The sequence below is a fragment of the Sulfurimonas sp. genome (assembly GCF_018698455.1).
Lineage (GTDB): Bacteria > Campylobacterota > Campylobacteria > Campylobacterales > Sulfurimonadaceae > Sulfurimonas.
Window position 1 is genome coordinate 1 of the sequence record NZ_JABIOQ010000027.1, and the last position, 26296, is coordinate 26296.

27 protein-coding genes and 2 tRNA genes are annotated in these 26296 nt (G+C 34.0%); 19 read left to right on the top strand and 10 right to left on the bottom strand.

Annotated features, from left to right (window positions below; translation table 11 throughout):
- Positions 1-184: 184 nt before the first annotated feature.
- The 5 genes from HOG88_RS04125 to rpmB all read right to left on the bottom strand — a co-directional run bounded on the left by HOG88_RS04125 (position 185) and on the right by rpmB (position 4068).
- Positions 185-529: a hypothetical protein gene (locus HOG88_RS04125; RefSeq protein WP_295003503.1), complete on the bottom strand. Its 345-nt coding sequence runs from the start codon at positions 527-529 to the stop codon at positions 185-187.
- Between the two features lie 262 nt (positions 530-791).
- Positions 792-1085, bottom strand: a complete 294-nt coding sequence (locus HOG88_RS04130) for a transposase family protein (RefSeq protein WP_295003564.1) — start codon at positions 1083-1085, stop codon at positions 792-794.
- A gap of 477 nt (positions 1086-1562) precedes the next feature.
- Positions 1563-2741: a bifunctional glutamate N-acetyltransferase/amino-acid acetyltransferase ArgJ gene (argJ, locus tag HOG88_RS04135; RefSeq protein WP_295003505.1), complete on the bottom strand. Its 1179-nt coding sequence runs from the start codon at positions 2739-2741 to the stop codon at positions 1563-1565.
- Entirely contained in the window at positions 2734-3864 is a 1131-nt protein-coding gene (locus HOG88_RS04140; RefSeq protein ID WP_295003508.1) for a TrkA family potassium uptake protein, read from the bottom strand. The genes argJ and HOG88_RS04140 overlap by 8 nt, the downstream gene beginning before the upstream one ends.
- 15 nt (positions 3865-3879) lie before the next feature.
- Positions 3880-4068 carry a 50S ribosomal protein L28 gene (gene rpmB, locus HOG88_RS04145; RefSeq protein WP_013326380.1) on the bottom strand — a complete coding sequence of 63 codons (189 nt, stop codon included), beginning with the start codon at positions 4066-4068 and terminating at the stop codon, positions 3880-3882.
- A 152-nt stretch (positions 4069-4220) separates the two neighbouring features.
- Between rpmB and HOG88_RS04150 the strand changes: the two genes are divergently transcribed.
- Genes HOG88_RS04150 through HOG88_RS04170 form a run of 5 tightly spaced genes read left to right on the top strand, consistent with a single transcriptional unit; the run spans position 4221 to position 8500 of the window.
- Positions 4221-5027, top strand: a complete 807-nt coding sequence (locus tag HOG88_RS04150; protein WP_295003512.1) for an HDOD domain-containing protein — start codon at positions 4221-4223, stop codon at positions 5025-5027.
- Positions 5024-6415, top strand: coding sequence for a chemotaxis protein CheX (locus HOG88_RS04155; RefSeq protein ID WP_295003515.1), 1392 nt, complete (start codon positions 5024-5026; stop codon positions 6413-6415). The genes HOG88_RS04150 and HOG88_RS04155 overlap by 4 nt, the downstream gene beginning before the upstream one ends.
- Positions 6416-6463: 48 nt before the next feature.
- Positions 6464-7105, top strand: a complete 642-nt coding sequence (gene rpe / locus HOG88_RS04160; protein ID WP_295003566.1) for a ribulose-phosphate 3-epimerase — start codon at positions 6464-6466, stop codon at positions 7103-7105.
- Positions 7105-7689 (top strand): phosphoribosylanthranilate isomerase, encoded by a 585-nt coding sequence (locus tag HOG88_RS04165; RefSeq protein ID WP_295003517.1) that lies wholly within the window; start codon positions 7105-7107, stop codon positions 7687-7689. The genes rpe and HOG88_RS04165 overlap by 1 nt, the downstream gene beginning before the upstream one ends.
- Entirely contained in the window at positions 7679-8500 is an 822-nt protein-coding gene (locus HOG88_RS04170; protein ID WP_295003519.1) for a 3'-5' exonuclease, read from the top strand. The genes HOG88_RS04165 and HOG88_RS04170 overlap by 11 nt, the downstream gene beginning before the upstream one ends.
- On the opposite strand, the gene accA is transcribed toward HOG88_RS04170, so the two are convergent.
- From accA to gpmI, 5 genes are all read right to left on the bottom strand, one after another.
- Positions 8497-9435 carry an acetyl-CoA carboxylase carboxyl transferase subunit alpha gene (gene accA, locus HOG88_RS04175; RefSeq protein ID WP_295003521.1) on the bottom strand — a complete coding sequence of 313 codons (939 nt, stop codon included), beginning with the start codon at positions 9433-9435 and terminating at the stop codon, positions 8497-8499. The genes HOG88_RS04170 and accA overlap by 4 nt on opposite strands.
- Before the next feature lie 16 nt (positions 9436-9451).
- A complete protein-coding gene (locus tag HOG88_RS04180) occupies positions 9452-10660 on the bottom strand; it encodes a beta-ketoacyl-ACP synthase II (protein WP_295003523.1) in 1209 nt (402 codons plus the stop codon).
- A gap of 118 nt (positions 10661-10778) precedes the next feature.
- Positions 10779-11006 (bottom strand): acyl carrier protein, encoded by a 228-nt coding sequence (gene acpP / locus HOG88_RS04185; RefSeq protein ID WP_295003525.1) that lies wholly within the window; start codon positions 11004-11006, stop codon positions 10779-10781.
- Between the two features lie 60 nt (positions 11007-11066).
- Entirely contained in the window at positions 11067-11813 is a 747-nt protein-coding gene (gene fabG, locus HOG88_RS04190) for a 3-oxoacyl-ACP reductase FabG (protein WP_295003527.1), read from the bottom strand.
- 16 nt (positions 11814-11829) lie between these two features.
- The gene (gene gpmI / locus HOG88_RS04195) at positions 11830-13311 is read right to left on the bottom strand and encodes a 2,3-bisphosphoglycerate-independent phosphoglycerate mutase (protein ID WP_295003530.1); all 1482 of its coding nucleotides are present in this window, start codon (positions 13309-13311) and stop codon (positions 11830-11832) included.
- Between the two features lie 84 nt (positions 13312-13395).
- On the opposite strand from gpmI, the gene mraY reads away from it, so the two are divergent.
- The 14 genes from mraY to brxC all read left to right on the top strand — a co-directional run.
- A complete protein-coding gene (gene mraY, locus HOG88_RS04200) occupies positions 13396-14457 on the top strand; it encodes a phospho-N-acetylmuramoyl-pentapeptide-transferase (protein ID WP_295003532.1) in 1062 nt (353 codons plus the stop codon).
- A complete protein-coding gene (locus HOG88_RS04205) occupies positions 14457-15020 on the top strand; it encodes a formyltransferase family protein (protein WP_295003534.1) in 564 nt (187 codons plus the stop codon). The genes mraY and HOG88_RS04205 overlap by 1 nt, the downstream gene beginning before the upstream one ends.
- The gene (locus HOG88_RS04210; RefSeq protein ID WP_295003537.1) at positions 15008-15607 is read left to right on the top strand and encodes a TRIC cation channel family protein; all 600 of its coding nucleotides are present in this window, start codon (positions 15008-15010) and stop codon (positions 15605-15607) included. The genes HOG88_RS04205 and HOG88_RS04210 overlap by 13 nt, the downstream gene beginning before the upstream one ends.
- Positions 15608-15670: 63 nt before the next feature.
- Positions 15671-15746, top strand: a tRNA-Phe gene (locus HOG88_RS04215).
- Between the two features lie 30 nt (positions 15747-15776).
- Positions 15777-15852: transfer RNA gene (locus HOG88_RS04220), tRNA-Phe, on the top strand.
- 325 nt (positions 15853-16177) lie between these two features.
- On the top strand, positions 16178-17449 hold the full coding sequence (locus HOG88_RS04225) for an integrase arm-type DNA-binding domain-containing protein (RefSeq protein WP_295003539.1): 1272 nt from the start codon (positions 16178-16180) through the stop codon (positions 17447-17449).
- A 1-nt stretch (position 17450) separates the two neighbouring features.
- On the top strand, positions 17451-18683 hold the full coding sequence (locus tag HOG88_RS04230; RefSeq protein ID WP_295003541.1) for a hypothetical protein: 1233 nt from the start codon (positions 17451-17453) through the stop codon (positions 18681-18683).
- 123 nt (positions 18684-18806) lie between these two features.
- Positions 18807-18986, top strand: a complete 180-nt coding sequence (locus tag HOG88_RS04235) for a DNA-binding protein (protein WP_295003543.1) — start codon at positions 18807-18809, stop codon at positions 18984-18986.
- Entirely contained in the window at positions 18976-19266 is a 291-nt protein-coding gene (locus tag HOG88_RS04240; protein ID WP_295003547.1) for a hypothetical protein, read from the top strand. Before HOG88_RS04235 ends, HOG88_RS04240 begins: the two co-directional genes overlap by 11 nt.
- Positions 19259-20080, top strand: a complete 822-nt coding sequence (locus HOG88_RS04245) for a hypothetical protein (protein ID WP_295003549.1) — start codon at positions 19259-19261, stop codon at positions 20078-20080. The genes HOG88_RS04240 and HOG88_RS04245 overlap by 8 nt, the downstream gene beginning before the upstream one ends.
- Complete coding sequence (locus HOG88_RS04250; RefSeq protein ID WP_295003552.1) at positions 20064-21629, top strand: YfjI family protein; 1566 nt, start codon at positions 20064-20066, stop codon at positions 21627-21629. Before HOG88_RS04245 ends, HOG88_RS04250 begins: the two co-directional genes overlap by 17 nt.
- A gap of 452 nt (positions 21630-22081) precedes the next feature.
- Positions 22082-22717 (top strand): DUF1819 family protein, encoded by a 636-nt coding sequence (locus HOG88_RS04255; protein WP_295003555.1) that lies wholly within the window; start codon positions 22082-22084, stop codon positions 22715-22717.
- Positions 22714-23325, top strand: a complete 612-nt coding sequence (locus tag HOG88_RS04260) for a DUF1788 domain-containing protein (protein ID WP_295003558.1) — start codon at positions 22714-22716, stop codon at positions 23323-23325. Before HOG88_RS04255 ends, HOG88_RS04260 begins: the two co-directional genes overlap by 4 nt.
- 5 nt (positions 23326-23330) lie before the next feature.
- Positions 23331-26296: BREX system P-loop protein BrxC (gene brxC, locus HOG88_RS04265; RefSeq protein WP_295003561.1), on the top strand; the 2966-nt coding region annotated here is incomplete at its 3' end.

A 26296-nucleotide genomic window follows, 5' to 3' on the forward strand; every position in this document is an offset into this window, starting at 1 on the left:
AAGTAATATAAACATAATTTGTTAAAATTAAGTCTTCTTACTTGCTTAGTTTTCAATGATCTCAAACTCTCGAACTCTCTGTCTTTCGACTAAGTGTCTCTGTTTGTGGATGGGAATTATAGGGGGTTGTAGCTTAATGTTTGCTAAATTATGAGAAGAGTTTCTTTATTTACACCACTATCCATTAAAAACTAAAATTCAATAATAGAGAGATTGTGTTATCAAGATTCCATCTATTTTGAGTAAGTTGGTTATGGATATATTTAACTTTATTTAGATGTAAAATATTTAAAGTAAAACTTCTAATAATTGTAATAAGAAATGGATTTAAGTGAGCATTATGTGCATCTTCTAAAAGTGATTTATCTTTGTATTGATGCATCGTTTCTACTTTCCAATGGTCTAAAATTTTATCATAAAAGAATTGAGCACTCTCCCTGAAATTAGCAATACTAAATTGAATAATTGTTCTGTTGGTAACTTCATCAATTTTATTGTCAACTCTATGAATTTTTTTAGTAGTTTTCATCATTGAACGGATGTGTGTGATTCCAATATGGTAAAAGTTTGTGGATTATAAACTTACACTTCTCTATCAATCCATTCTGTAGCCTGTTGCATTGGTAGTGCTCTGTAAATATCTGTAGCTTTTATACTTCTTGAAATATTATCAATTTTATCAAGCAGCATTATTTGATTATCTTTAACTTTTGCAATATACTTTGAGCCACTCTTATCTATCTTGTCAAGAGTTTTTTTGTGTGTTCATTGTATCAAATGTGAAGATGAAATCATTTTCTAAAAGCAATCTCTACTGCTGTACTATCTGCATCCGCAAGAATCTTAGCTATTGCACTTCTTTTAGGAGCAACTATAAACTCAACTCCTAATAGTTTTTTTATCTGTGTACTCTGAATATGACTATTAATCCAAATGTATATTTGATTGTAATCAGTTGCTCCCATTAAAGTTGCGAGGATTGATAAGTATAAAACATGCGATAGCTTATGTCTTCTTCCTTGCTTACCCCTTTCATCCGGAACCTTTTCTAGAAGTTGTAAAAGTTTATTCTCTTTTGCAGTTATTCGTAACCTTTTTTTGAACGATTATCTGCTAATTTTCTTCTTAATTTTTGTATCATATAAACAACCTAATTACTTGTAGGTTTTAAAGCAATAATCGTTCTTCTTTTAATTATCAGTTTTTAGTGGATGGTGGTAGATTTAATACAATAGGTTCTTGATTTAAAAAGAATACCACGATAAAAACACCAATAATCGGTAATGCCCATAAGAGTATAAATTGAATTATTTTTTGAGTAACTTTATAATTTTCTGTTTTTACTAATCTATATGTCGTTACTATATTTATGAAGACTAGATAAATTGCTAAATAATATAAATATTCCATTTTATCTCCTAATCAGAGTATAACATTTGTTATGAGAGGTAAAACATCGCTTCACCTAATCCTCTAATTGTATAAGGATAAGGGGTATTTTCCAAAGAGCTCAAGAATCTTGAAATTGTTACCGGAGATTTTTTTGTTCTAATAAATGACTGTTAGGTTCTATAGTCCGCGTTTATCTTAACATACTCATGACCTAAGTCACATCCAAAAGATGTGAATTTTCCATTTGATATACCTAAATCACAAGCAATTGTAAAAGTATCTAACTTCATTACTTTTGAGGTTTTCTCTTCCATTGCATCATCAAAAATAAGTTCGCCTTTGTTATAAACGCAGTGTTCGTTAAAAGATATACTTAAAGATTCTTCAGAACAATCCACTCCACTTGCACCAACTGTCGAAGCTATTCTCCCCCAGTTTGGATCTTCACCATAAAGAGCGGTTTTAACAAGAAGAGAGTCTGAGAGTGCTTTTGCTACCACTTCAGCCTCTTTATCATCTTTTGCACCTGTTACTTCATATGTTACAAGTTTAGTAGCACCTTCACCATCTCTAACCATCTCTCGAGCTAGGAAAAGCATTATTTTATGAAGAGCATCTTTAAATGCATTTTTATCATAAGTTCCTGAACTCGCGTTTGCTAAAAGAAGTACGGTATCGTTTGTTGAAGTATCGCCGTCAACACTTGCCGCGTTAAAAGTAGTTATTGTCACTTCATCGAGTATATCTTGCATCTCTTGTTTTGTAACTTTTGCATCAGTAGTAATAAAACATAGCATAGTAGCCATTGCTGGATTTATCATTCCAGCACCTTTTGCCATTGCTCCTATGCTAAAACTACTACCATCTTCAAGCTCAACTTTAAACGCGATCTCTTTTGAGAAAGTATCTGTTGTCATAATGGCATTTGCTGCTGCGTTTGACTCTTTTTTTGAGAGATCAAAAAGCTTAGACCCTTTTATAATCTTCTCTTTTGCAAGCCTTACACCTATAACACCAGTTGAACTCATCAGTGGATTAACAAGGTTAGTGGGAAGCGTCTCTAAAATGTCATCTATATCACTTACTCCAGCTTTACCTGTCATCGCATTTGCATTCTTTGCGTTTATAAGAACAAAGTTTGTTTTAAAGTCACCCTTTGCTCTAAAATGTTTAATGGGTGCTGCATACATTTTATTTGTTGTAAAGACTGATGCAACTTCACACTCATTCTCAGAAAAGATAAACGCCATGTCTTTTTCATTATTCGCTTTTAAACCAGCACTAATACCATCTGCAAAAAAACCATTTGCTGTACAAACACCAGTATCTTTTTGGGTTAGTTTATACAAACTTTAATTCCTTTGGCTTTTCTCTCTTTCTAATTAAGTCTCTAGTTGTTCTTATGCCTGCTTGTGTTCCTATAACTAAAAGCTTACACTCACTCGTTACTAAAACATCGCCTTTAGGCATACTTATAAACTTACCATCTTTTTTTCTTATACCGATAACAGATGTATTTGTCATTTGGCGAATATGTGTTTCTTTAAGTTTTTTTAGAACTGCCCAGCTATACTTTGGAACTTCTATTTCTCGCATATCTAAAGGGTTGTCATTCTTATATAAAAACTCTTCTATTAAGTTTTCCATATCTGGACGAGCAGCCATAGCACTTACACGTTGCGCCGTCAGTTTAGTAGGAGAAACAACTGTATCGGAACCCAATTTTTTAAGCTTTTCTACGTCACTTTCAGTTTCAGCAGAAGAGATAACATAGTAAGGGCGTGGTAAATCATGTTCTTTTTCAAAAAGTCTTACCGATGCTATAAGCGCAATATTATCAGCAATAGAGCTTGAGAGTGTAATAAGACCTTGAGCGGAAGATAGATGTGCTTTTAACATCGATACTTCAGCATGAGGTTCAGCTTGTAAAAAGTGGGGGTATTTATGTTCTAAAGCCCATTCATGTATCTCTGGTCTTGGGTCAATCACAACAAATGGAACATGGTTTCTACGTAGTTGCTTTGTTACTTCTATAGTATACTCATTATGATAACATACAACAAAATGTTTTTTAAGTCTTACAATCTTATATAACATTCTTCTTTCCTTCATGATGGCAACAATATGCCCTTTATTTAACTCAGAAACTAAAATACCTATAGCACTCGAAAAAACTGCAAATCCTGCAATGATTAGATTAATCGTGAAAATTTTTCCAACATCAGAAAGAGGATAAAGCTCTCCAAAACCAACAGTTGTAAAAGTAATTGCAGTTTGATAGATAGCATCAAAAATTGGGAAGTCTTCTATGAGAACATACCCAATAGTTCCAATAAGCATAACGAGTACAGTAAGAATTAAGGGTAAACGAAAGTGTTTGAGGTGGGGGTAAACTTCAGGCAGCAGTTTGGGATCTGGCTTTGCAGCAATCTCCCAGTTTAATAGTTTACGAATCCTCTGTAAAAGATTCATAATTTATTCCTTAACTTAAGAGTTTTTCTTAAGTGTACGGAGCTCTCTTGCTGAGATCTTAATTTTCTTAGTTGTACCATCTTCTAGAGTGATACGTACTGTTCTTAAGTTTAATAAGAAACGACGCTTTGTTCTGTTTTTTGCATGAGAAACATTGTTCCCACTCATAGGGCCTTTGCCGCTAATAGCACATCTTCTTGCCATGTTTGGTATCCTTGAATGATATTTTAAAGTTGCGAATTGTATCAAATAAAAGCAAAACTCAAACTTAAGCCAGATATTTTTATCTTATTTTGCTCTTTATATTGTTCTTATCATTAAATAGATAGAATCATAAAAATATTTAATTATAAGAAGTGCATACTTTGATAACAATAGAGCAAATAAATACCTATATCACCAAAATTCCTCCAGCACCGGATGCACTAAAAAAAACATTACTCCATTTAAATAATGAGAATTTGTCAAGGGCTGCTTCTGCTGCACAAGAAGACAATGCCCTCTCCTCATATCTCAAAACCTTAGTTAACAGTCCTATATATGGGTTTTCAAATGTAATTAGTGACATACCCCAGATGTTCGGTGTTCTCGGAGTACCAAGATCACAGCAGGTTGTTTATAACTATATGCTTTCCTTACTTTCACCTGATAAATGGAAACTTTTCAAACTTAATAAAACTACATTTCACAATCTTCAGTCTGACCTATCTGTTCATTGGCAAAAGATTCTGACTCATCTTAAAATCATCGACCCTCATATTCAAAGCTCTATCTCTCTCTTACCTGCTACTATTATAGTTTCAGAGGCACTATTTTGTGAAAACATCGAAGATGTAAATCAACTTCGTTCTGTCAATCCAATCGATTTAAACTCAATACTACAGCGTTTATGTAATGTCAACCTTTTTGACTTATGCCAGATGATTGCTGAAAAATGGGATATGGGTGTAAGTACTTCACAAATTATTCAAGCTTCGTCAGGACTTAAACCCTCTGAAAATAAAAATATAAATATACTAGGTAAATGGATGCATCTTCTTCTATTTTATATACTTTCAAAACCAAAGTACGTAGAAGCTGGCCTCAATGATTTTATTGATTTTCAAATCGATTATGTAGAAGACATCTATGATGATTTTTCAAAAGTAATGGATATTTCTTGAGATCTGTCACAAAAAATGGTGTTAGAATTTTTTTCCCTCAAGGCTTTTTAGATGGTACCGCAGCAGAAGAGTTACTCAGCATTGACGATGTCAACAGAACAGTAAAAAGTAATCCATCTATGATTTTGGTCTCACTTAAAAAAGTGATCTTCTTCAATACTAATGGTCTTGAACCATTTATAAAACTTTTTAAAATAGCCAGAAAAGAAAACCATACAGCAGTTGGGTTTTGTGACTACGATTTAAAAAAATACAATACAATTCTTAAATTCTATAAGGATGACTTAATGTTTTCATTATTTAAAACAGAAAAGATTGCACAATTATTTGCTACTAACTATGATAATAAAAATATTAATGTACTGCTTTATAATGAAGACAAATCCCAACGCACGGCTATGGCTATGGAACTTCACGATAATGGGCATACTCCCATTGTCGCACAAAGTGAAAAAGAGTTTCAAGAGAAGATTGATAGTGGTACATTTGATACTATAATTGAGACTACTTATCTAGGCCAGATTGAGCAAAATGTAGCAACTCGAGTTACCGGTAATGCAATCATTTATACTGTTAATGCTTTTTTAGATGCCGAAATAGGAGAGTCCTTTAACATCGATTACCATTTCCATTCTCTTAATGTAGGATTTAGACTCTTCATTTTTGATGCTAGTAAAGTTGTGAGCATGAATGTTCATGCTATGAACTTCTTTTCAAAACTTGCAAGTTCAGGGGCAGAATATAATGCAAATATCTGCTTTGTCGGCATGAGTTTTGAGAAGACACAAAATGAATTTAAAAATACTCTTGAAGATGCGGGGATAATCTTCTTCGAGCAAATGGATGATATTTTAAAAAATAAAGACATGCTATCAGAATTGGGCTCTAGTAGCATAGCAAATATCAAACAAAAACGAGTCATAAATAAAGTTATGATTAATGAGCTTCCAAACTTTGTTAATGCAACGGTAGCTACTATAGAGATGATGACAAACTCAACAGCAGTAAAAGATGCTATACAGGTCAATGAATTAAGTATTAAGAATACAGAAGGTATGATAGCAAGCTCAATAGGCTTTTATGGCGACATGGATGGTATGATACTTTTAGTATTTCCTGTTGAGATTGCAAAAAAGGCTTGTGAACTTCTTATTGGTGAAAGTACTGAGGATGCAGAACTTATTTTAGACACTTTAGCAGAACTTGTAAATATCGTCGGTGGAAAGTTAACAACACTTTTGTCAGACCATGATATTAATGTCAATATAACTCTTCCACGAACTTACCCTAATGTCTCCAGTCTTCTTGATATTGTTAAAGGAAAAAAAGGTGTACAAGTAGACCTTTCTTTTGATGATGACAAGTTTCTCTTTTTCTTAACAAGATAACAGCTACTTTTGTTTATAATTTTAAAAATATAAAAGGTAGCTCGAATGATGAAAGTAGCCCCAAGTATACTCTCTGCTGATTTTGGAAATCTTCAACGTGACATAGAAGAGATATGTCAAAGTGGCTGTGACTTAGTCCATGTTGATGTTATGGATGGACATTTTGTTCCTAACCTTACAATTGGGCCTGTAGTTGTTTCAGCAGTTGCAGCATGTGCTACTAAACCTCTTGATATTCACCTTATGGTAGAAAATAATACTTTTTTTGTAGAACTTTTTGCACCCCTAAAACCTGAGTATATTTCTTTTCACATAGAAGAAGAAAAACACCCACATAGGCTTATACAGAAAATTCGTTCACTTGGTATTAAGCCCGCAATAGTTTTAAATCCACATACACCACCGGAAGCTATAGAATATTTACTTCAAGACTTAGATATGGTACTACTAATGAGTGTTAACCCCGGTTTTGGTGGACAAATTTTTATCGATAGTGTTATAAAAAAAGCTTCATGTTTAAATGAAATGAGAAATCGCTTAAATCCAGATTGTCTTATTGAGGTGGATGGTGGAGTTAACGATCAGAATATCCAGTTACTTAAAGATGCAGGGGTAGATGTTGTTGTTGCAGGTAGCTATGTTTTTAAACATGAAAATCGTAAGACAGCTATTGAGAGTCTACAGATTTAATGCGTGTAAAAATTTGTGGTATCACCTCTTATGAAGATGCAATGAATGCAATAAATGCAGGAGCTAATGCTCTTGGATTTGTTTTTTATGAAAAATCTCCTCGTTATATAACACCACAAAAAGCCAAATTAATCATAAATGAACTCCCTCCTTTTGTTGAAAAAGTCGCTCTTTTTGTAAATGAAGATGCCTCTATGATAAATACAATTTGTATAGAGAGTGGTGCCACTCTTGCTCAACTTCATTATGAAGTAGATGATATGTTCTGCTCTTCTCTTACAGTACCCTATATAAAAGTTATAAGAGCACAAGAGAAGCTAGATATCCTAAAATACAGTGATGAGTATAGACTAGTAGATGCATACTGTGAAGCTTATGGTGGGACAGGAAAACGTATAAACATTGAATGGTTTAAAGGTGTGGATTGTTCTAAAATAATCCTTGCAGGTGGACTTACAACAAATAATGTAAATGCTCTTAAAAAATATGGTTTTTATGGTGTGGATGTTAGTAGTGGTGTAGAAGTCTCTCCAGGAATAAAGAGTAAAGAAAAAGTTCAAGAGTTTATTTTAAATGCCAGATAAATTATTTCCTCTTGATAAAAAAAGCATCTCGCGTTTGTGCACAAGAGGACTTCCCCTTGAGGTTTTAAAATCCCAAATAAACGAAAGTATTGATATATTTCTAGAAATATCTAGTGCACAGGGTGTCAATATTATTAAAAAACAAGGCTACTTCTTTTTTGATACTAAATATATTAGTGTCCAAGATGCTGAGTTTTGTATAGTAGATATTGAAACAAATGGTTCAAAGATTGATAAGCATCAAATTATAGAAATTGCAGCTGTAAAAGTTAAAAATAGAAAGATTATTGATAAATTTGACTCTCTCGTTTTTACTAAAGAGATCAATCCAATTATTACAGAGTTAACAGGAATCTCAGCTGCAGACACTGTTGATGCTCCTGAGCTTAAAACTGTTATGATGGAGTTTAAACTTTTTCTTGGGGGTGCTATTTTTATTGCACATGATGTAAAGTTTGACTATACCTATATATCAGGAAGTATGAAAAAAGTAGGTTTAGAACCAATACTAAACAGAAGCTTATGTTCACTTGCACTTGCTGAGAGAACAATAAAATCATTTAGATATGCTCTTTCTTATCTAAATGACACATTGGAACTTAATCCAAATCCATCACACCATAGAGCAATGAGTGATGTAATGACCACATATGGTCTTTTTTTACTTTGTTTAGATAATTGTAAAGAGAATTTAAATAATGTAGAGGATTTAATAAAGTTTTCAAAAGAAGCACATAGGCTTAAGCGGCCCAAGTTTGACCCTCTTCTTAAGAATGAAGAGCTTATAGATAAATCAGGAGAAGAAGACTAAGCTTCTTTAAATGCTCCAGGAGCAGTTAATTTAGCATATCTTACATCCATTCTTTCATCTTCACTCATCTCTCGCAATTCTTTTAGTTGTGTTAAAAAATAATCAGAAATAGCATTAGCAGCTAACTCTTTTTCACGATGTGCGCCAATAAGAGGTTCATCAATAATATCATCAATAAGACCAAGTTCTTTTAAATCAGAACTAGTAATTTTCATCGCATTTGTAGCAGCTTCAGTTTTAGATGGATCATTCCAAAGTATTGCTGAACAACCTTCTGGAGAAATAACAGAGAAAACAGAATATCGCATCATTGCAAATCTATCAGCAACACCGATAGCAAGTGCTCCACCTGAACCACCCTCACCTATTACAATAGATACAGTAGGTGTTTTAAGTTCAGCTAACTCTAAAAGGTTTCGAGCAATCGCTTCACTCTGATTTCTTTCTTCTGCCCCAAGTCCAGGATATGCACCCGGTGTGTCTATTAACATTAAAACTGGAATATTAAACTTCTCAGCCATTTTAGCAGCACGTAGTGCTTTTCTATAACCTTCTGGATGAGGCATACCAAAGTTACGTTTTAGTTTATTTTTTGTTCCTCGGCCTTTTTGTTCACCGATAACCATGACTTTTTCATCATTGATATATCCCATATAACAGATGATAGCTGCATCATCACGGAAATGTCTATCTCCATGAATCTCGTACTTATCTTTCATAATCATATTTATATAGTCAAGTGCATATGGACGGTCAAGGTGACGTGCTAGTTGGAGTTTTTGGAAATCAGAAAGATTTTTATATATCTTTTCAACTTCTTTATCAAGAGAAATTTTAAGCTTTTCTCCTGCTCCATAATCATGGCGAACTTGAGCAGATATAATATCTTCTTGAATAAATTTTATTTTATTTTCGAAATCTAAGTATGTAGCCAAAGGAACTCCTTATCTCTTATAATTTTTTAAAGATAAGAACACCATTTGTTCCACCAAAACCAAATGAATTACTCATCGTAACACTGAGTTCTGCTTTTCTTGCACCTTCAGTAACATAATCTAAGTCACAATTTTCATCAGGAGTAGTGTAGTTAATAGTTGGAGGAATAATTCCATCTCTCATAGCCATTAAACATGTAACAGCTTCAATACCACCAGCAGCACCAAGACAGTGTCCTATTTGACCTTTAATTGAACTCATTGGAGCACTATTTCCAAGTAACTCTTTAACTGCTGCTGTTTCATTTTTATCGTTAATAGGTGTTGATGTTCCATGTGCATTCACATAATCAATTTTAGGTTCACCTGCCATTGTATAAGCAGCTTTCATAGCACGAGCAGGTCCATCAAGAGATGGTGTTGTTATATGGTTTGCATCACCACTTTCACCAAAACCAATAATCTCACCATATATATTAGCACCACGTGCTTTTGCTGATTCATACTCTTCAAGTACAAGTGCAGCAGCACCCTCACCCATTACAAAACCATCACGGTCTGCATCAAAAGGACGAGAAGCTGTTTTTGGAGAATCATTTCTTGTTGAAAGTGCTTTCATAGCAGCAAAACCACCAATACCAGCACCTGTAATTGCTGACTCTGCAGAAACTACAAGCATCTGTTCAGCTCCATTACACATAATTGTTTTACATGCTTCACTTATTGCATGTGTTCCAGCGGCACAAGCTGTTACACTCGCAAGATTAGGACCTTTAGTACCATGCTCTATGGAAACAAATCCACCAAGCATATTTACAAGTGCTCCAGGAATAAAAAATGGAGAAATTCTTCTAGGACCACGTGTTTCTAATATAATAGAGTTTTTTTCAATCGCTGGAAGTCCACCTATGCCAGATCCAGCACTAATACCAAATCGTGTCATATCAGTTGTCTCAGGTATTGCAGCATCTAGCATTGCTTCTTGAGCAGCCTTTAAACCAAGGTGAATAAATCTATCTGCTTTTTTAACTTCTTTTGGAGCCATAACAGTAGCAGGATCAAAATCTTTTACTTCACCAGCAATCTGAGCACTATAACCTTCAGGGTTAAAAATAGTAATAGTATCTATTCCACATTCACCGTCACATATAGCTTTGAATGAACTTTCTTTATCATTTCCTACTGAGTTAATCATACCCAGTCCAGTTACTACTATTCTTCTCATTTAATCTTCTCCATCAAAAAATAAAACACTTTTAAAAATAAATACATTTAAAGTATTCACTTATAAAAATCTTCAAATACTGAGGATAAATTCCTCAGTTAAAAGTTTAAATTATAAACTATTTACTTTCTACATATGCAACAACATCTGCAACAGTTGCAATTTTCTCTGCTTCATCATCAGGAATGTCAATATCAAATTTCTCTTCTAAAGCCATTACTAGTTCAACAACATCAAGGCTATCAGCACCTAAATCTTCTACGAATTTTGCATCATCTTTAACTTCATCAGCGCTAACGCTTAATTGCTCAACTACTACTTCTTTAATATCATCTATAAGTGCCATTATAGCTCCTGTTTTTTTATTTAATCGCGATATTATAACAACTTTAGCTTAAAAAAGCCATTATGCCATATTCATTCCACCATTTACTTTTAGAGTCTCACCTGTTATGTAACTAGAGTGATCAGAAAGGAGAAATGCTGTTGCTTGGGCTACTTCCTCTGCTCTTCCCATTCTTCCCATTGGTACTTTCGCATTAATTCCGGCCTTAATTTCATCAGAAAGTACTTCAGTCATTTCAGTTGATATAAACCCTGGTGTGATTGTGTTATAACGAATTCCACTTGTTGCAGCTTCGATTGCAAAAGATTTTGTCATAGCGATAACACCACCTTTACTAGCTGCATAGTTTGTTTGCCCTGCGTTTCCAGTTTCACCAACGATAGAGGCAATATTCACAACACTTCCAAACTTCTTTTTACGCATTGCCTTCATAGATTCACGACACCCTATAAAACAAGAAGTAAGATTAGCATTTATCACTGACATAAAATCATCTGTTTTCATACGAAGAGCTAGTTTATCATTTGTAATTCCCGCATTGTTTACTAAGTATGAAAATTCACCATCACTATCTACAATAGTTTTTATAGCATCTACAAATGCGGCTTCATCACTTACATCAAAGCCTATAACAGCAGCTAATCCACCTGCCGCTTCTATCTCTTCTTTAACTTTATCAGCTTCAACTGCTCCACTTCTATAGTTAATCCAAACTTTTAAACCAAATGTTGCAAGAGTTTTTGCTATCTCTGCACCAATTCCACGACTTGAACCTGTTACTAAAACATTTTTTCCACTAAATTTCATAAATATACTTCCTTTTTTATTTTAATATTAAACTTTTATCCATCTCTGATGGGATATCTAAACCCATAAGCTCAAGAACTGTTGGTGCTATATTATTTAAACCACCTGTTTTGACTGCACTTACACCTGGAGCTTCTATAAAACACCATACTTTTCCAACCGTATGATTTGTAAGTATATCTCCATTATGGTCTCTCATCTCTTCACAGTTACCGTGATCTGAAGTGATAATAAGTGCATAATCATTCTCTTTTGCTTTTTGTATAATTTTACCGAGTTCGGTATCCACTGCGTTTACAGCTATTTTTGCTGCTTCAAAGTCACCAGTATGACCTACCATGTCGCCATTGGCAAAGTTCACAACTATAAAGTCGTACTTAGCATCCATTCCATCTAAAACAGCTTGACCTACCTTATGAGCGTTCATCTCAGGCTGCATATCATATGTTTTCACATCTGGAGATGGAATAAGAACTCGTGTTTCATTTTGATATGGTTCATCAATACCACCATTTAAAAAGAAAGTTACATGTGCATATTTTTCCGTCTCAGCAGTATGTAACTGTTTAAGACCTTTATTTGCTATTACCTCAGCAAGAGTATTTTTTGGTGCATCTTTCTTAAAAAGTACAGGAAAAGAAAAGCTCTTATCATATTCGGTAATCGTAGCAAGGTTAATATCTAGTTCTTTTCGTGAAAAACCATTAAAGTCTTTAGATCCTATAGCAGTTACCATCTCACGCATTCGATCACTTCTAAAGTTTATAGTTAAAACACTATCTCCATCTTTCATACCATCGTATCCAGCAAATGCAGTAGGCTCAACAAACTCATCTGTCTCACCTAAAGAGTAAGAGTGCCCGACATAGACTTCTGGACTTTCACTACTTAAGGGTTCTGCTTGGACTATCGCGTTGTAACCGCGTTCTACTCTTTCCCAGCGGTTATCTCTATCCATAGAATAAAAACGCCCAGAGATTGTTGCTATACTCACATTTTCATCTAAGTGCTTTGATACTATTGCTAAATACTTTTGCGCAGAAGTTGGAGAAACATCTCTACCATCTGTAATAAGATGAAGAAAAACTTTCTTTGATGCTTTTTTAGCAAGTTCTACGATACCCATAATATGATCTATATGCGAGTGTACCCCGCCATCACTCATGAGACCGATAAGGTGTAGTCTATCCGAACTGTCAAGAAGTTTTTCAAACACTTCATTTTTTTCTAATGTATTTTCACTAAGTGCTAAGGAAATTTTAACAAGATCTTGATACAAAACGCGACCACTTCCTATACTCATATGCCCTACTTCAGAATTTCCCATTTGTCCCTCTGGAAGGCCAACACTTAAACCAAAAGTATCTATAAGAGAGTATGGTGTTTCTTTAAAGAGTTTATCATAAGTTGGTTTCTCTGCATGATAAAAAGCGTTATACTCTTCTTTACTGGAGTACCCTATTCCATCTGTTATGACTAAAATTGCTTTTTTATCCAATTTTATTCCTATTATTATAAATTTATTTATGATTATACTATAATGTCACTTTTAATTTATAAAATTTTTACTAGAGGAAATATATTGCTATATTGGTTACACTCTTCATTTAACATAAATATTCTCGGATACATATCCATCAGGGCTGGTATTGCTTTTTTTCTGGCCCTCTTTTTCACACTCTTTTTACTCCCTATTTTTATAAAATGGGCAAAGAGAACTTCAAGCGTTCAACCCATAAATGAATGGGCACCCCAGAGACATAAAGAGAAGGTATCCACTCCAACAATGGGTGGAATTGTATTTATTGGGGCTACATTATTAGCCTCTGCCCTTACCGTGAAGTTTTCAAATGCTTATGTAATAGGAGGACTTTTAACTCTTGTTCTTTTCTCTCTTATTGGATTTCAAGATGATTATGCCAAAATCAGAAAAAATGAGAATTTAGCAGGACTCAAAGCAAGAACTAAACTAGCCTTACAAATATTATCAGCACTTATTATCTCTGCATTTCTCTGTTTTTATGCAGGTTTTAACAGTGATTTATATGTTCCCTTTATAAAAACACCCATAGTAACTATGGGTGCCTTTGCTGTCATTTTATGGGTTTTAGTTATCATATCAACTTCAAACGCAGTAAACTTGACAGATGGACTTGATGGACTGGCAACGGTACCTTCAATCATTGCACTTACAACATTTGGTATTATTATTTATATTACAGGTCATGCAAAACTAAGTGCATATCTGCTAATGCCGAACTTGGATGTAGGAGAAGTTGTCATTATCGCAAGTGCTCTTATGGGTGCTTTAACTGCATTTTTATGGTTCAACTGTCATCCAGCGGAAGTATTTATGGGAGATAGTGGTTCTTTGACAATCGGAGCATTCCTAGGTTATCTTGCAATCATCTCTAAGAGTGAAATTTTACTACTTCTAATTGGTTCTATATTTGTCATAGAAACTCTCTCAGTTATACTTCAAGTCGGAAGTTTTAAACTTAGAAAAAAAAGAGTATTTCTAATGGCTCCAATTCATCATCATTTTGAAATGAAAAAATGGGCTGAAAATAAAATTATTGTACGATTTTGGATAATCTCTATCCTTTCAAATCTAGTAGCTCTTATAAGTTTGAAGATCAGATAATGCATAATATAGCAATTCTAGCCTCACATAACGGAAGCACTTTTAACACAGTATACAATGCTATTAAAGACAAAACCTTAAATGCAAACATACCCTTACTAATTTCAAATAACACTAATGCAGTAGCATTACAAAATGCCAAAGATTACGGTATAAATAATTTCTTAGTAAACTCAAAAACTCATGAAAATCCAGATGAAGAAATATATAAACTCCTACAAGAGAACAACTGCAAGTATGTGTTTTTATCTGGTTACATGAAAAAACTTTCCCCTTTAATAACTAATAGCTTTATTGTTATAAACTCACACCCATCACTTCTTCCAAAACATGGTGGAGCTGGCATGTATGGACGGTTTGTTCATGAGGCCGTTATTAAAGCCAAAGAAGAAGTAAGTGGTGTAACTATTCATAGAGTAAATGATGTTTATGATGATGGTGAGATTATTTTTCAAAAAAGTATTTCATTATCAAGCAATGAAACAGTGGACTCTTTAGAATCAAAAATAAAAAAATTAGAACTTAGCATAACAGTTGAAGCACTTAACATATGTTTGAAATAGCAGAGTACATTGGCATCATCGCGTTTGCAATGAGTGGCTTCTTTGTTGGTACAAGAAACCATCTTGATCTTCTTGGCGTTTTAATAGCTACTTTTTTAACGGCTCTTGGTGGTGGAATAATGAGAGATATCACAGTAAATAAAATTCCTTTTACATTTTCACATGACTATCCAGCCATTATTGTTACATCTGTCATGATTATACTTATAGTATTTAAGTTTCATAGACGAAATTCAATTGAAAATAAGGCTTTGTTTATTCTAAGTGATTCCATTGGCCTTATTTCTTTCTCTATTTCTGGAGCACTCATTGGGATAGAAAGTGGGTTAAATATGGCAGGAGTGATAGCTATGGCCTTTCTAACAGCTGTTGGTGGTGGTATTGCTAGGGATGTCATTATTAATGAAGTTCCCTTTGTCTTAAAAACGGGCTTCTATGGTACTATTGCTATCCTTTTAGGAGCAATTTTATACATACTAGATGAGTTTTACACTATCTCTTTTTGGGCCATTACTTTACTATTTTTTATATTTTTATCGATTAGAATTATTGCTTATTATAAGAAGTGGGCTATCCCGCTTAGATAAGGCTTTTTACATATAAGTTTACTTTCAGTACCTACACGATATAATTTCGCTCTTTAAAAGTATGGCCAATTAGCTCAGTCGGTAGAGCAACTGACTGAAAATCAGTGTGTCCTTGGTTCGATTCCGAGATTGGCCACCACTCTTTTGAAGACCTTACTATAATTAGCGGGGCCAATTAGCTCAGTCGGTAGAGCAACTGACTGAAAATCAGTGTGTCCTTGGTTCGATTCCGAGATTGGCCACCACCTCATCATCTAATACAATCCAAATAAGTCTAAACAAACCCCTAAAACAAGACCTTTAAAGCACTTCGTTCGTCTAACACAACCTAGTTCATATCAGTCAAATCTACGAGTTTATGTTACCGCTAATGTTACCCTTGCTATAATATTGGCAAATTTTATTGAAAAAGGGTAACAAAGATTTCTTTAAGTTTTAGTTTTTTTGCAATATCTCATAAGAGCTTTTAATATTTTGGCACTTAACTAGAAAAAATCGTTGTTACCCTCGTTGTTACCCTCTACTTTTTTTACTATTTTTCATCAATCAGGGTAACAAAAAGGACAGAATATGCCTAAAACAGCAACTCCATTAACCGACACAAAAATCAAGACTTCCAAGAGAAAAGAGAAAGACTATGCTCTTTCTGATGGAAATGGCTTACAATTACTGGTTAAAAACACCGGAATTAAGGTCTGGAAGTTTGTATATACCTCCCCAACTAAAGATAAAAGAAGAAAGACGACTTTTGGTAACTATCCAGATCTTAAATTAGCAAGTGCTAGAGAAAAGCGTGCAGAGTATCTTGAGCTTATTGCTGAGGGAATTGACCCAATAGATTACTACGAAGAGCAAAAAGTTAAGAAAGAAGCAGAAGTTGAAGGTCAGTTTCATCTTGTTGTATATGAATGGCTTGACAGTTTAGTTATACTCAAAGATACTCACAAGCGAAAGAAGCGTGCATTTGAACGTGATATATTTCCATATTTTGCAAACTATGATTCTGAACATAACCTTCAATACTCTGTTAACATTAAAGATATTACACACGATAAGCTTTTACATGCTCTAGAAGAGAAATCAAAATCTGCAAAAGAAACAGCATCAAGAATATTGGCTGATTGTCGTAATGTATGGCAGTTTGCATATGAAAGAGCATATGTTGATGAAATCATTACAGCAAAAATAGGAAAGAAAGCTCTTCCTAAGCCAAAAACAAAACATTATCCAAAGATTACTGATGAAAAAGTATTAAAAGAATTACTTCTAGCTATAGAGGATTACCATGGACAACCTATCACTAGACTAATGTTAAAATTCTTACCTATGGTACCTTTACGAGCAGAAAACTTAACAACGCTAAAATGGGAAATGATTAGCTTTCATAACAAAACATTAACAATTCCAAGAAATCAAATGAAAGATAAGAATGAAGAACTTCCAGATTTTGTACTTCCTCTATCATCACAAGTAATTGAAATACTAAAAGACACTAAACAACTAACTGGTTGGGGAAAATGGGTATTCCATGGCTTACAAAACATAAATGGACCAATGAATCTAGAAACTGGAAATAAGGCTCTACGGTCATTAGGATTTACTGATGAGGCAAAAGGTCGTAAACAAACTCAACACTCATTCAGAGGAACTTATAGAAGTCTGGCGGAAACATATCAAACTCAACATAATGCAACTTATGAGGCCAAGGAGAGTGCCCTGGATCATCATGACACAAGTAAAGTTGCTTTTGCATATCTTCACCAAGCAGAGTATACTGAACAAATGCGACCATTACTCCAATGGTGGGCTGACTTTCTTGATAAATTGAAGGAAGAGAAATAAAATGATGCTCTACTCTCGAAATGAATATATTTATAAAAGAGTCGAAGAGTACAAGGATTTTGAACTAACACTTTGTCTTACATACGAAATGTCTATTAGAAATAAAGATACAATTAAGGATATTGTGAATATTGATTCTATCATAGCAGATTACAACTATTTACTTCAAAGTCGTGGACATAAAAAAAAGAAAGGCGAGATAAAAGACAAATACACTTACTTACTAGAGATGACAGTTAACGGTCACTTACAAAGAAATAAACCAATACTCGAAAGAATCAAAAAACACATGTTTATTTTATTACCTGAAGATTTACTTGCATACATAAGAAGAGAATCGTACAGTATCTTTTCGCAAAACTTGATTTTCATAACGTCTGCAGAACTATGCCTAAATTACTATAGTTATCACTATCAAGAACTTAAGAAGTGGGAGACGGAAAGACTAAGATATAGACTAAATAGTCATCAAGTAAAGTCACTTGTACAGCATTACAGAGAAAACAATTCCACTACAAGTCTTATTTCAAACCTTGGGTATAGTATATTTGCTATTTTATTTAACTCTGAGAAGTCTAATTATGAAGAGCAGTATACTTCCTGTACACATCAACTTCCAATAGGAATTACACATGCGTTAAAAAAGAAACATAGTATACCTCTTGATAGCACATTATCTGACGAAGAAAATATACAATATATAAAAAGAAGAAAGAAAAAACTTCTTGGGATAGAAGAAAATGCAAAACTTTATGCTAGACGAGCACAACAAGCGATTGAAAAAAGTAAAGTTGTAGGTATATCCTATAAAGAAAACACAATTCAAAACACTTATGCAGATATGTTCTTTATTTATGATGTCCTGTCTAGTGGGTACTTTAAGAAAGATACAGATGCCTATATCTATATAAAACATGAAATTAAAAACCACTACACTAACAGAATAATGCTTTTTAACAATCTTAAAGCTCAACTACCTATAATAGAGACACTTAAGCAATTACATAAAACTTATATTGAAGAGCAAAAAAATAGAAGACCAGAAGATAGAGAGACTTCAATTTTCAGTCTTGATGATGACTGGACAATAAACTCTTACCGTAAAAGAATTAGTGAGTCTTTTACGGATATTAAAACTACAACTATTAAAAGTTGGAATAAACTCATGATTAGCTATATAGATAATATGGAGTATAGAACAATCCTCAAAAACCATGATTTCCCAGTAGAATGATTTAAGCCCACTTCACATATCTAAAGTATCTTTTTCGATACGACAATAAGGGATATCTCTTATTGTAATCCTCAAACACACACTTATCCTACTATTAGTCTAACTTAACCCAAGGAAAGACAAATGAACCCATATAAGCGACCGCATGAAGCGGCCAAATATTTAAGTATAGCGCTAAGTACGTTCTGGCTATACGTAAAACAAAACAAGATTGCTGTTACGAAACTATCAGCTAGAGTTACAGTAGTAAGCCAAGAAGAGCTCAATAGATTTATTGCTAAAGGTTACTCAGATGCAAAGTAATCTATTAACCCTCATCAAAGAGATAAAGTGTCAATTGACTAAAGAAGACGTAATTCGTATCCTATCATACATAGGCTATGAATTTAATCGAAGTGGTAAATTTAGACTACGAGCAGAAGAGAGTACACCAAGTGCTTCAGTAACTAGAGATGGAAACATCAAAGATTTTGGAAGCGGTTGGTATGGTGATATATTCGCTCTACTACATGATTACTATGATTATTCTATCGTTGATGCAGCTAAGTATGTAGCAGATTGCGTAGGTGTAGATTATGAGTAAACTACCTGATCCTAAAGAATGCAAAAAACATGTACCAGTGTTTATAGATGAGATTATTGCTTCTACTAAATCTACCACTAACTATGACCTAGAATCAATGCATAAGCAATATCTATTGGAGAAAGATTCTATGCTTAATCAAAAGAAAGAAGATATCCTCATCTTAGGATTTAATCTTATTAATGACCGCTTGTATCAAAGTTTTACTGGTGGCAAATCACCCAATGGAGATATTACCTACCAAGAGAAGCATTTGATTAATGAGCCTTTGTTCAGTGATGTTATTGGTTACAGCTTTAGATATAAGAGTTTAACTATGACCATTAGGGATGCTTGTGGTGTAATCAAAACTATTGTGATACGTCACGGAACGGATAGAGATGGCAAAAAAGTTAAATGGAAAACATACGGTTCTAAGAAGTATACGCCCTACAAGATTCTTAAAGATGAAGACTTTGTATGTATCTTCAGTGGAATGGCAGAGTTACTGCTGATGGAGCTGTTTGGTTTTTCATATATAGGGCTACAAAGTGATTCAATGGTGCGACACTTACCAGAAGAGTTGAAACAGCTAACTCAAGCAAAAGTTCTTGTAATACTTCAAGACAACGATGACAGCTTTAGAAAGATTGTGCCTGCTCTTGAAGAGTTTTTTACTCAATCTCACAAGGTTATCACTATTGATTTTGAGAAAGTGCTAGAAAAAGACTTACCAAAAGGTTATGACTTTAGAGATTTCTGTAACCAAATTGGAAATACTGAAAAAATAAAAAACATACTGAAAAAAGGAATACAAAATGGGTTTAGATCTTAAAATAACAGATATAGAGGAAGCTAAGCAGAAGTTAACTTCTTCGATAGAGAAGACAAAGGTAGTGGGGACTACAAGCGATGTATCTAATCGAGATTGTACAGTAAATCAAGTAAGAATACCAGTTAATAATATTGTGAGTAAATCAGCCTATGAATTATTACACTTTACTCCAGATATGATACCAGAGCCAATTAGACGTTGGACATTGGACAATTGTAATCATGCAGAAGGTAGTTTAAATTATGGTGCAACTGCTGCACTTGTTGTTATAGCTTCTGTTATTGGTTATCATGTGAGAGTAAAACCAAAAGTTAATGCTGACTGGAAGATAACTCCAACTCTATGGGGAATGGCAATAGGTAATCCATCAGATAGAAAAAGTCCAGTTGTAGATCAATTTATTAAACCTTTAAAGAGCTTAGAAAAACATGCAACTGAAGCTTATGAAGAGAAGATATCCCAATACAAAGAGGAAGAGAAACACCAAAAATTTGCTCAAAAAGCCAAGGATAAAGCATTGCAAAAAGCTTATGAGCTTGGAGATGATGCAGCAATACAAAATGCAAAAAATATGAAAGTTCCAAAGATTTGTGAGGAACCAATAGCGGAACGCTTCCTTATTAACGATGCTACCACAGAATCAATTGGCATATTAGCTAGTAAAAGTAAAAGAACCATTCTTCAAAATAGAGATGAACTCTCTGGTTTTTTAGCATCCTTAAAAAAAGCAGGAAGAGAAGGCGATAGAAGTTTTTTTCTTGAAGCATTTACTGGAGACCGCTCCTATACATACGATCGTGTTGGTCGAGGTAATATAAATATTGAACGCCTTAGTCTTAGTTTATATGGAACTATCCAGCCGAGTGAAGTAGCCAAACATATAGTGTCTAAAGATGGAAAGAGTGATGATGGGTTAGCTCAACGTATGCAGTTAAGTGTATTTTCAGATGGTGTTTTTAAACCTTATATGGATGAACCGATAGATAGAGAAGCTAGAGACAGAGCTTATGAAATAATAAAAACTTTAGCATATGCTGATTTTGAAGTATGGGGAGCTACTAATGACCCATTTGATGAAATTCCATATTTTAGCTTTGATGCTACTACTCAAGAACTCTTTGTTAAGTGGTATGGAGAACTTAAAAATAAAGAGAAAAATGAGTTGAACCTTAATATGCAAGCCCACCTTGGGAAGTATTACAGTTTACTTCCCTCTCTAGCTCTTGTTTTCTTTTTGATTGATAAAGCTGCAGATGAAACAAGTGCTAACTCAATAGGCGCATCTCATTTTAAAATGGCTAAAAAATGGTGTAATGTACTTGAAACACATGCTAGAAAAATGTATGGACTTACTGTGTCCGAGCCAACAATTTCACTAACAGAAAAAATAGTGAAGTATGTGAAAGAACACCCAGAAAAACTACCAGCAACATTTGGCAAGATTTCGGGAGATATCAGAGATGCCAAAGCAGAAGATGTAGAATTAGCACTGAAAGATATAGCTGAGATAAATGCTAAAACAGTAGTGAGACTTTTGTCCAATGTCTAATTGTCCAATTTACCTTCCACTTTGTCTGTTTTTGGACAATTGGACGGTTGGACACATTATAAAGACTAAAAAATATTTAACTCACACACAAATGAAGATATAAAAACACCTACTAAGACACATGAAATGTAGACCAATCTAATGATGGCTACCTCTGGGGAAAGTAGCTATAGTAGGTGTTTTCCTTAGAGGGATAAATAGGATTTTGAGGTGTTTATGGTCGATATAGATACGATAATGCCTACTAGGGATACAAACAGAGACAAAAATAACCTTGTATTACTGATCCATATATCAGTATAAGAGAAGCGTTACTTTACAGGAAAGTACCTACTAAAAGGATTCTCCCTGAAGTTGAAACTTAATCTTGTTAAAAAATAAAGATAAATTATTTTATATTATGAGTTTTTGAAATATTTAAGTGCTACTTAGATAAAATCTAAACAATTAATTTGAAAGGTTTTATCATAGATTACACCCTATCGTACACAGCCGCACCACTTATGCCCATAGAGACGAAGAACGTAGTGGAGCTATATCTGCAAACACAGAATTGGGATGAAGTTAAGAAGAAAGTTATCGATGATGATATACTTCAAAAACCTACACTTGATTCTCGAAAAAGAGTCTTTAGTGAATTGAAGAAAAGATTGCTTAATTTAACACAGCCAGAGCTAGAACACTTTAGTGATGCATCTATGGATGATGTAAAAGTGCTCTCACTTGTAAGTTGTTTGAAAACATATAGGTTGATGTATGAGTTTGTACTAGAAGTTATACGAGAAAAATACCTAATGTTTGACTACACAATTGAACCGAGTGATTACAGCTCATTCATTGAAAGTAAAGAAGTTTCATCTCCTAAGTTAAGTGGCATCTCTGAAACCACTCATTACAAGCTCAAGCAGGTGTTGTTTTTGATACTAGCAGATGTAGGATTGATAGAGAGTACAAAGAACCACTACATTACTAAACCTATGTTGTCTGAGGCTGTTATAAAAATCTTACTGGCAGATAATCCTAAACTTTTGTCAGCACTACTCATGAACAACGATGAAATAGCACACTATGCAAAGAGAGAAGAATGAAACTAGAAAACCTTGAACTTAAATTTGAAACGATATATAAGCAACTCTCATCAGAGAAGTTCTTACAAAAGAAAGGTTTATCAGGCGAGATCCCATTTTTTATAAGCACTTATACTCCTGAGCAAGAGAGTGATGTTTCACAAAAGATTAAGACTCTTATCAACAGACTTCAAATCAATGGTATCACTGCTCTTGAACTTAATTTATATGATATATCTATAGAGATATTGAAGCAAAGAAACTTACTAGATAAAATACGCTCTACTGAAAAAAACATGGGTAAAACTAAACTATTTAGTGCATTACAAAATGTTCTAGACTCTGAAAAGCATCTCGTCCCAGCTATAGAAAAACTTATAGAAGAAAGTGATGCAGACAACCCTCAAAACAATACGATGGTATTTCTTACGGGTGTTGGTGCAGTGTTTCCATATATTCGCTCTCATACAGTGCTTAACAATCTGCAAAACAGTATAAAAGATCGTCCAATGCTTCTCTTCTTCCCTGGTATCTATGATGGTCACTCTCTCAATCTATTTGGTAAGATGAAAGATGATAATTACTACAGAGCATTTAACATTGAAAACTACTCAACAGAACAAGGATAACAACTATGATAAACAACTTATTTAGAAAAGATATACACAGAACTATAGAAGGTGTTGTAAAAGCAGATAATCTTAGTGATGAAGCAGTATTTCAAGAAGTTGATGAGTATGTAATTACAAATGAACTTCAAAGTAAGTTTGATGAGTTCTTTGATGTTTATAGCTCTAGTATAGGCAAGCCGACAGAGAGTGTTGGAGTTTGGATCTCTGGTTTCTTTGGTTCTGGTAAGTCTCACTTGCTAAAGGTGTTATCCTATATACTATCTTCTCGTAGGTTAGAGTCTGATGTTATTGGGGAACTGTTTTTAGAAAAAGTTGAAGATACAATTCTAAAAGCAAATATCAAAAAAGCAATCAGTATTAAAACAGATACTATCCTCTTCAACATTGACCAAAAAACAGATAGTGGAGCAAACTCAAGAACTGATGATGCAATACTAAATGTTTTCATGAAAGTGTTCAATGAGATGAGAGGTTACTATCCTAAGCAAGGTTATATTGCTGCATTTGAGAAAAAACTAGATGCAGATAAGCTTTATGATGATTTTAAAGCGAAGTTTCAATCGCATAGTGGCACAAGCTGGGAAGTTGGTCGTGAGCAGTTTGAGTGGGAAGTAGACAACATCGCTAAAGCTATTAGTGAAGTAAGAAGCATTAGCTATGAAAGTGCACAACAACAAGTTGAAAAACTAGATGCTAACTACTCAATTAGTGTAGAAGATTTTGCGAATGAAGTAAAGGCTTTTGTAGATACACAAGACAAAGATTATCGTCTTATATTCATGGTGGATGAAGTTGGTCAGTATATAGGAGATAACTCTCGCTTAATGCTCAACCTTCAAACCATAGTAGAAACACTCGCTACAAAATGTAAAGGTTCAGCTTGGGTAGTTGTTACAAGTCAAAGTGCAGTAGCAGAACTTGTAGATACAAATAAACTAACAGAAACAGACTTCTCTAAAATTCTTGGTCGTTTCAAAGTAAAGCTTAACCTTACTTCTCAAAATGCGAAAGAGGTAATCCAAAAGAGAATCTTGGATAAAAAAGAAGAATATAAACCAGACCTACAATCGCTCTACACTAAACATCAAAACTCACTCACATCAATCATCTACTTCAGCGAACGTGGTAGACAATTTGTAGGTTATAAAGATACTGATGATTTTGTGCTGACATATCCATTCGTACCATACCAACTAGAACTAATCCAACTTTGTATGAAGAGTTTATCTAAAAATGAAACATTCCAAGGAAGACACCAGTCTGTTGGAGAAAGAAGTATGCTTGACATCACTCAATCAGTTGCAAAAACTATTAGTGATAAAAACATTGGGACATTAGCTTCATTTGATTACTTCTATGACGGTATTGCAAATATCATATTACCAGAAGCAAAGAACCTAATGACTACAGCAACAAATAGCTTAGATGAGTTCTCTCTCAAAGTTTTAAAAGTGCTATTTATGATTAAATATGTGCATGAATTCAACCCAACAGTTGACCACCTAACAACTTTACTTGTAGATGAGTTAGAAATAAATATATCAGACTTGAAAGACAAGATTAAAAAATCGCTCAATAAACTCCAAAACGAAGTCTACATCCAAAAAGTTGGAGACAACTACGAGTTTTTAACAGACAAAGAAAAAGATATAGAAAATGAGATTAAAGCTGTAAGTATTGATGAAAGAGATTTAAACAAAGAACTTGCAGATTGGATCTATGACAATAGCATAGGCATTAGTAAGTTTAGGTACCAAACAAATAAGCAAGACTATCCATTCACTAGAAAGATGGACGGAGTGAAGGTAAAAGGTAAAGATGAAGAGTTGTCACTTAACATTCTTACTCCACTAGGCGAAAGCTATGATGATGCAAAACTAACTCATAAATCGTTTGCAGATAGTGATCTTATTATATCTCTTAAAGGCGACTATGATTTTGAAAAAGAGCTTCGTATCTATGTGCAAACAAAGAAGTATATCCCTCAAAAGAACAGTGGAAATCTATCGTCATCCGAAAGACAGATAATCATCCAAAAGTCAGAAGACAACAATACTCGAAGAAAAGACTTGGCTAACAAGCTCAAAGAGATGTTCGATGAAGCGACTATCTACTTCAATGGTTCGCAGCTAAATATAAAGTCATCAGAACCAAAAGCGATAGTAGAGAGTGCCTTTAATGAAATCATAGACTCTTTTTACACAAACCTAAGTATGCTAAAAGAAGACTATACAGAGGCTATGATAAAGACAATTTTAGCAAGTGATGATGATCTTCTCTCTGGAACACTCGATGGTGCAAATGAAGCAGAAACTACAATGCTTAGTAGCATCAAACGCATGAGTAATGAGTATCAGACTATAAGTGTTACTAAGATGCAAGAGATGTTCTCTATTAAGCCTTATGGATGGCATCAAGCAGCTATTATGTGTCTTATTGCATCTCTATACAACAAAAAGCTTATCGACATTACCGAAGGTGGAACACCACTCAACCGTACAGATGTTCATGCAGGCTTAACTAACAACAGGAAATTTAGTACAACCATAGTAAAACAAGCAACAATTCTTGATGATAAGATTTTAAAATCTGCAAAAAGTATATTGACAGACCTGTTGCCAGAGGGTTCTTTTAGCTCTAATAGTGCAAGAGAGATTTATCAAAATGCTTCAGAGGCTCTTACCAAGCTGATTGAAGAGCTAGAGAACTATAAGAAACTTCCATTTGTATTTACAGCTAGTTTTGAGATGCCTATAGAGCGACTTAAGGCTGTAAATGTAGAGTTTGATCCATTCTTCGAGACTCTTGTCAAACATGAAGATGACTTACTTGATATGAAAGATGATGTCCTTGATAATATACTAGAATTTATGAGAGGACCGCAAAGAAAGATATATGAGACTATAGTTGAGTTCGTGAAATTAAACAGTGCAAACCTATTCCACATCAATGATGAGAACAAAAATAA